Origin of the sequence: uncultured Anaerococcus sp., assembly GCF_963510575.1 — a bacterium.
Classification (GTDB): Bacteria; Bacillota; Clostridia; order Tissierellales; family Peptoniphilaceae; genus Anaerococcus.
Genome location: NZ_CAUPFR010000077.1, coordinates 1 through 7,987, shown reverse-complemented (window position 1 = coordinate 7,987; position 7,987 = coordinate 1). Strand labels below are relative to the sequence as shown.

The following is a 7,987-nucleotide window of genomic DNA, read 5'->3' as shown; positions in this document are numbered from 1 at the left end:
CTTGCCGTATTCATATTCTTCGCCATCTTTGGTGATTACTTTTTTGTTTTCCTTGTCAATTTTTTCTGCGTAGGTATTTAGTTTAACTTGAATATTTCTTTCCCCATACCAAGTTTCTTTTTTTACAAGGATTTCCTCGTCTGTGTAGTCTTTTGCAATTAATTCTGAAAGACGAGTCCTCCAGTAGGTATGGCCTTTCTCATCAGTAATAATTAAAATTGAGCCATTTTCATCGTTTTTTCTGATTTCTTCAGCCGCTGATAGTCCACAAATTCCATTGCCTATTATTAAATAATCGTACATTTTTTATCCTTTCTGTCTGTTACTTATAAATATTATATCACTTTGAAATGTTCATAACAATCCTAAAGCTCCCTTTCTTTATTAAGGTATAATGGATATATGAGAAAAGCAGGAATTAGAGATATTAAAAAAATAGTAAAGATAATAGAAAATGCTAAAAAATCTTTGAAAAAAGATGGGGTTGACCAGTGGCAAATTGATTCGATGAATGAAAAATTTTTGCAAGGTCAAATTGAAACTGGTAAGGCTTTTGTTTTTGAAAATGCTGGAGAAATCATGGCCTATTGTTTTTTATCAGATGAGAAGGAAAAAGCCTACAAGGACTGGGAATATGATTTTGAAGGGAAAAGCCCCCTTACCATCCATACCTTTGCCGTAAATGCCAGGGCTAAACAGAGAGGAATAGCTACAAAATTTTTTATTGACATTATAAGGCATGCCGAAAAAAATTCTTTTGATGCCCTAAGGATTGATACCCACGAGGATAATTTTAAGATGCGGGGACTAATCAATAAGCTGGGTTTTAGGACAATCGGCGAAATTTTTATTGACGAAGAAGGAAGAAAAAAGCCTAGGATTTGTTATGAGAGATTATTATGATAAATGAAAGTCAAAGGATAATTGTTGATAAGGCAAAGACGCCAGCTGCTGTTATTGCAGGACCTGGAACGGGCAAGACCTATACAATTGTAAAAAAAGTTATATCTCTTATTAAAAACGAGGGGATAAACCCTAATAGGATCTTGCTTACAACTTTTACCAAAAAAGCTGCCCAGGAACTTCAAACTAGGATTATTTCCGAATTTAAAACTGAAGGTATAAAGACCGAACTTAAGGACATGATGATTGGAAATTTCCACTCTCTTGCCCTTGATTTTCTCGAAAAATACCCATCGCTTGATAGACCTTTTTTGGATGCTAAGGTCATTGATCAGGTTCTTGAGGGCTATTTGATAGAAAAAAATTTGAGTATTTATAAAAATATAGAAAATTACGAAAAATTCATCACCTACAACCATGCTAGGGCTATAAAGGGAATTTACGAAGAAATTACCAACAAGCTAATGGATGTTGAAAGGCTTCTGAAGTCTGAAAATCCCAGGGAAGTTTTCGCTGGAAAAATTTTTAAAACCCACGAAAGGCTCCTAAAAGACAATAATCTTATTAATTTTCAGATGATTCTGAGGGATTTTTACTTGCTTCTAAAAGCCCCTGTAAGAGGCGAGGAAATCCGAAAGAACATTGATTTTGTAATTGTTGACGAATACCAAGATACAAATTATATCCAGCAGGAAATTGCTTTTAACCTTGTAAGGGATAAGGAAATCATGGTCTTTGGCGATGACGACCAGTCCTTATATTCCTTTAGGGGGGCAGATCCTAGAAACCTTACCGAGTTTTCTGATAATTTTTTCAAAAAGAAGGGTCATAAGGCCTATACCTACAGGCTGGATATAAATTATAGGTCCAACCAAGAAATCATAGAAAAATCCCTAAAATGGCTTGATAACAAAGATTATGGCAGAGAAAACAAAAAGACTTTGAGGTCTATCGATAAGGAAAAAAATCCAAACACAATCGTAAGAGCCAGGGCAAATGAATTAAAAAACCTTGTAACAATTATCAGGATTTTAAAACAAGATATAAATCTAGGCCAGATTGCCTTTTTATTTCCATCTCTAAACCACGCCTATGTTTCAAAACTCCAAGCCTATTTTGAAAAGGCTGGGATTAGGGTTTTGAATAAAAAATCTTCCGAATTTTTTAGGCGAGATGAGATTAGAGGCCTTATTTACTTAATTATGAAGCTTGCTGAAATTAAGACTTCTTATGAAGACCCATCTTCAATTTATGGGTCTGTTGCCAAGGCTAAGGCCAGATATGAAAATTACCTATTTTATCTGGCAAAGGATGAAAAATTCAAGGAAGATAAGGAAATTCAAAGCTTTATAGCTAATGAAAAAGAAAATATTATTCCAATTACAAATTTAATCTATAAGGCAATGGGCCTTGAATATTTTAGGAAATTTCTCATAATGGATGAGGAAGACCTAGATGGTGCCAGGGTTTTGGGCAACATTTCCACAATGATAAATCTTGCCAAAGATTTTGATGAAATTTTTAAAAATGAGAATCTTTTGGACCATTATAAGGAATTTATATCTTCTTATCTGGAATACCTCTTTATTTCAAGGTCTATAGAAGAATATGCAAATATTGATAGCCATAGGGATGCGGTAAATTTTATGACCATTCATCAAGCAAAAGGCCTTGAGTTTGAAGTTGTCTTTATTTCAGGTTTATACGATTCCCCAAAACCAGCTAAACCAGGATTTTTAGAAAAATATGACCCAAATGATTTTTCCTATGTAAAAGATTTTTATAGGAAGTATTACACCGGCTTTACCAGGGCCAAAAACCTCTTGGTCCTCTTGGACAATAGTGAAGATTACAAGTTAAATGAGTTTTCAGAATCCTTCCCAAGGACATCTCTCCTAAAGAGCCTTGCTTTCGAAAGAGCTGAAGAAAAAAAGGAGAAGAAAGTCCTCGCTTACACCACAGACATAGAAGTTTTTAAGACCTGCTCTTTGAAATATAGGTTTGTTAGAAAATTAGATTTTAGGGAGCTAAAGACAAGGGCCTTATCTTTTGGTACAAACACCCACAAGCTTGCCGAATATTATAGCCTCATGCCAAATGATAGGGAAAATCTTATAGATTTCCTAGAAAAAAATCCTGCTTACAAAAATCCGATAGAAAATTTTATTAAGAGAGACTTTGAAATTACGGGTGTTGAAACAAACTACAAGCTAGATAGAAGCTTTTACATCCTTCAAGGTAAGGTCGATATAAGTCTTGCTGATGGGTCTATCTTAGATATAAAAACTGGCAAATTTAATGAGGACATGCTTGATGCCTACAAGGGCCAACTTATGACCTACAGATGGCTGATTTTAGGCAATCATCATCCCTTAAATAAGATGTACTTGTATTTTATAGAAGAAGATAGGCTAATAGAAATTGACCCAACAGACTTTGATATAAATGAAATTGACAAAATCGCTAGGATGATCGATAGGGACATAGGCTATAGGCGAACTGACAAACTAGAGTCTTGTAAATATTGTCAGATGAAATATTTTTGTAAGAGAAATTGAAAGATATCTACTATGTAATACAATATAGACAGGAGGTCTTATGATTGATACACAAATGCTAAAGGGGCTTATTGACGGAATAATCCTCCACATAATAAAAAATAAGGAAACCTACGGCTACGAAATCATAGAAGAACTCAAGCTAAACGGTTTTTACAATATGACAGAAGGCACTGTTTATCCTATCCTAACCAGGCTAATCAAAAAAGGTTTGATTTTAGGCACTTTCAAGGAATCGACTAAGGGACCTAAGAGAAAATATTATTATATAACTGACCAGGGTAGGGACTATTTGAAAGATTTTTACCAGTCTTATGATAGCCTAAAAGCTGCCATGGACAAGGTTTTAGAAAAGGGAAATAAATGAGAGTAGATAAGATGATTGGAAATACTGGTCTAGATACCAGGAAAAATATAAAAAGAAATGGCAAAAAAGGGGCACTTGTGATAAATGGGGAAATCGTAAAAGATTCTTCAGTTAAGGTTGATCCCTTAGTTGATGAGGTATTCTACATGGGCCACTTTGTAGAATATATAGAAAATCTTTATTTAATCTTAAATAAGCCAGCTGGCGTCCTATCTGCTACCCAAGATGAAGATCAAACTGTTCTTGATTTGCTAGATGATTTTTACCTATCTTATGATTTATCAATCGCAGGCAGGCTTGACAAGGATACAACAGGCCTAATCATTTTGTCAACAGACGGAAAATTTATCCACAAGATAACCAGCCCAAATTCACACATCACAAAAACTTATGAGGTAAAAACTAAAGACCCAATTGATAAAAATTTGGTAGAAGAATTCAAAAAGGGAGTCTATATAAAAGAAGATGACTACACAGCAAGACCCGCAGAGCTTACAATTACAGGCGAAAAGGAAGCTATAGTTAAGGTCACAGAAGGCAAATACCACTTGGTAAAGAGGTTATTTTCTAATCTCGGAAATGAGGTTGTGGCCTTAAAAAGGACTGCCATTGGAGATTTGAAATTAGACCCATACTTAAATGAAGGCGACTATAGGGAACTTACTGAAGCAGAACTTGAACTTTTTAGTTAAATTAAATATTTTTATGAAAATACTTGTAAAATATTTGATAGTATGATAACATGGTATTACGTGATAATAATGAAGGAGACGAGCTTGATGGGATTTTAGGCTCGTCTTATGCTTTTAGGGGAAGATATGCTAAATATTAGAGAATTATTATATGAAAATCCAGTAATTATGGCAATCAAGGACGGAAAAGACTTGAGAGAATGCCTGAAAGAAGAATATTCAGAAAACAGGGTGGTTTTTGTTCTTTTCGGAAATATCGAAACGATTCCATCAATTGTAAAAAAATTAAAAAACAAGAATAAAATTGTCTTTGTTCACGAAAACCTAATTGAAGGCTTATCATCTTCTCGCTTTTCACCTAGTTTTATAAAAAAATACACTGACGCTGATGGGATAATAACCCTTAGGGCACAAAATGCCTATGAGGCAAGGAAAATAGGTCTAAACACGGTTTTCAGGTTTTTTCTTTTAGATAGTCTCTCCTATGAGAGTGTCAAGGAAACAATAAAAAACACAAGTGCTGACCTAATTGAAGTCTTGCCTGGAATTATGCCTCAAATTATCGAGGAAATTACGAATTGGAGCCAGGTTCCCTTGATAGCGGGAGGACTTATAAGGGATAAGGCAGATGCAATGGCAGCCATAAGTGCTGGGGCTATCGGGGTTTCATCATCGAATACAAAAATATGGAAAATGTGAGGACTGATTATGACTAAATACATAATGGCACTAGATGCCGGAACTACAAGCAATAGAGCGATAATTTTTAACAAAAAAGGCGAAATCATGTCTCTTGCCCAAAAAGAATTTACCCAGATTTTTCCACATCCAGGTTGGGTTGAGCATGACGCTACAGAAATCTGGTCAACTCAATTAGGAGTCTGCACCGAAGCTATGGCAAAACTTGGTATCGACGCAAAGGATATCGAAGCTATAGGTATTACTAACCAAAGAGAAACTACCATTGTTTGGGAAAAGGATACCGGAAAACCAGTTTATAATGCCATTGTTTGGCAGTGTAGGAGAACTGCTGATATGGCAGATAAATTAGTTGCAGATGGCTATAGGGCTATAATTCAAAACAAAACTGGCCTTGTTGTAGACCCATATTTTTCTGCTACAAAGATTAGGTGGATTCTTGATAATATAGAAAATGGTCAAGAGAGGGCCGAAAATGGAGAACTTTTATTTGGTACAGTTGATACTTGGCTGGTTTATAATTTGACCCGTGGCAAGGTCCACGTAACAGACTATTCAAATGCTTCAAGAACAATGATTTTTAATATCCATACCCTAGAATGGGATGATGAACTCCTTAGCATGCTCAATATCCCAAAGTGTATGCTTCCAGAGGTTAAACCTTCATCTTGTGTTTATGGCACAACCTTCCCAGGCTATTTTGATGGGGAAATAAAGATTGCAGGCATAGCTGGTGACCAACAGGCAGCACTTTTTGGTCAAACTTGTTTTGAAAAGGGAGATGCCAAAAATACCTACGGTACAGGTGCATTTTTATTAATGAATACAGGAACAGAAGCAGTTAAATCTGAAAATGGCCTAGTAACTACCATAGCTTGGGGACTTGAAGAAGGAAAGGTAGCCTATGCTCTTGAAGGTTCTATCTTTGTAGCAGGTTCTGCTATCCAATGGTTAAGAGACCAGTTAAGGATAGTTGATGCTGCTGATGATACAGAATATATGGCGACAAAGGTTAGCGATACGAATGGGTGTTATGTAGTTCCAGCCTTCACAGGTCTGGGCGCTCCATATTGGGATCCCTATGCCAGGGGCTCTATCGTTGGCCTAACCCGTGGTACAAATAAATATCACATAGTAAGGGCTACCCTTGAATCTCTAGCCTACCTAACAAATGATGTCTTGGCATCAATGGAAAGAGATGCTGGTCATCCACTTCACGAACTAAAGGTAGATGGGGGCGCAAGTGCAAATAACTTTTTGATGCAATTTCAAGCTGACATGATCCAATCAAAGGTTGAAAGACCAAAAACATTGGAAACTACAGCCCTAGGTGCCTCATACCTAGCTGGTCTTGCAACAGGTTATTATAAAAATATAGATGAAATAAAAGCCTATAGGCTTGTAGATAGGTCCTTTGACCCATCTATTTCTAGAGAAGAAAGGGATAAAAAAGATAGGAATTGGCAAAGAGCTATAGCCAGGTCCTTTGATTGGGCAAAACATTACGAAGAATAATCGTTTGAACAAAAAACGATATCATGGTATAATTAGGATAAGTAAATAAATGAGAGTAGAGCGAGCAAAGTGGACCTTCCTTTTGCTCGCTTTTTTGTATGAAATTTACAAAAGGAGCAAAGATGTTTGATGTAATAATAATTGGTGGGGGCGTTATAGGAGCTTCAGTAGCGGCTCACCTATCAAAGAAAAAAGGGAAATTTTTATTACTTGAAAAAAACGAAGACGTTTGTACAGAAACAAGTAAGGCGAATTCTGGCATCTGCCATGGTGGCTATGATGCAGAGCCTGGAAGCCTAAAGGCAAAATTCAATGTAGAGGGCAACCACATGATGGACGAGGAAAGCAAATTGTTTGCCTTTCCATATAAAAAAATCGGCACCCTAGTTTTATGCCACGATGAAAAAGACTTGCCAAACCTTCAAAAACTATATGATTACGGCATAGCCAACGGGGTTACTGGCATGAAGATTTTAAATAGGGAAGAGACCCTAGCCCTAGAAAAAAATATCACCGATGATGTGGTTGCGTCCTTATATTGTTCGGAAGCAGGCATTTTAGATCCATTTTTGATGACTATTGCTTATGCAGAAGTTTCAAATATAAATGGTGTGGATTATAAATTTAATACCAAGGTGGAAAAGATTGAGAAAAAAGATGACCACTGGATCTTACATACAAATGATGGAGATTTTGAAACTAAGACTGTAATTAACTGTGCAGGCGTATATTCAGATGAACTCCATAACCAAATTTCAGATAAAAAATACGAAATCAAGGCCAGACGTGGGGAATATTTGCTCCTAGATAAGGAAACAGCAGGTTTTGTCAACCACGTTATGTTTAATCTCCCATCTGATAAGGGCAAGGGAATCCTTGTAAGTCCAACCATTGACAACAACACCCTTGTAGGCCCTACTTCAGATTTTGTTGACGATAAAAACGATAGAAGGTCAACTAGGGAAAGGCTTGAAGAAGTTATAGAAAAATCAAACCACACTGTAAAAAATGTGCCAGTTAGGATGGTAATTACATCTTTTTCTGGAAACAGGGCCCACGAAGTTGGGGGTGACTTTATACTCGAAGAAAGCAAGGATGGCTTCTTTGATTGTGTTGGTATAGAATCTCCAGGACTCACTTCATCTCCAGCCATTGGAAAATATATGGCAGAGCTTGTGGCTAACAAATACGGCTTTGCAGAAAATGAAGATTTTACCTACGACAGACATCCAATTCCAAAAACAAGTGAAATG

The 7,987-nt window shown here is 36.3% G+C and carries 8 protein-coding genes; 7 read left to right on the top strand and 1 reads right to left on the bottom strand.

Translation table 11 applies throughout. The features are described from left to right. The coding region (locus RQ907_RS06395) for an FAD-dependent oxidoreductase (protein WP_311492549.1) at positions 1-303 on the bottom strand (303 nt) is incomplete at its 3' end. Positions 304-402: 99 nt separating this feature from the next. On the opposite strand from RQ907_RS06395, the gene RQ907_RS06390 reads away from it, so the two are divergent. From RQ907_RS06390 to RQ907_RS06360, 7 genes are all read left to right on the top strand, one after another. Then, positions 403-903, top strand: a complete 501-nt coding sequence (locus RQ907_RS06390) for a GNAT family N-acetyltransferase (protein WP_311492548.1) — start codon at positions 403-405, stop codon at positions 901-903. Then, on the top strand, positions 900-3,461 hold the full coding sequence (locus RQ907_RS06385) for an ATP-dependent DNA helicase (protein WP_311492547.1): 2,562 nt from the start codon (positions 900-902) through the stop codon (positions 3,459-3,461). Before RQ907_RS06390 ends, RQ907_RS06385 begins: the two co-directional genes overlap by 4 nt. A gap of 40 nt (positions 3,462-3,501) precedes the next feature. Next, positions 3,502-3,828 (top strand): PadR family transcriptional regulator, encoded by a 327-nt coding sequence (locus tag RQ907_RS06380; RefSeq protein WP_311492546.1) that lies wholly within the window; start codon positions 3,502-3,504, stop codon positions 3,826-3,828. Then, positions 3,825-4,520, top strand: coding sequence for a 16S rRNA pseudouridine(516) synthase (locus RQ907_RS06375; protein ID WP_311492545.1), 696 nt, complete (start codon positions 3,825-3,827; stop codon positions 4,518-4,520). Before RQ907_RS06380 ends, RQ907_RS06375 begins: the two co-directional genes overlap by 4 nt. A gap of 126 nt (positions 4,521-4,646) precedes the next feature. After that, a complete protein-coding gene (locus RQ907_RS06370; RefSeq protein WP_311492544.1) occupies positions 4,647-5,219 on the top strand; it encodes a glycerol-3-phosphate responsive antiterminator in 573 nt (190 codons plus the stop codon). A 9-nt stretch (positions 5,220-5,228) separates the two neighbouring features. Further along, positions 5,229-6,734 (top strand): glycerol kinase GlpK, encoded by a 1,506-nt coding sequence (glpK, locus tag RQ907_RS06365; protein WP_311492543.1) that lies wholly within the window; start codon positions 5,229-5,231, stop codon positions 6,732-6,734. Between the two features lie 122 nt (positions 6,735-6,856). Next, a partial coding sequence (locus RQ907_RS06360) for an NAD(P)/FAD-dependent oxidoreductase (protein ID WP_311492542.1) occupies positions 6,857-7,987 on the top strand: 1,131 nt, incomplete at its 3' end.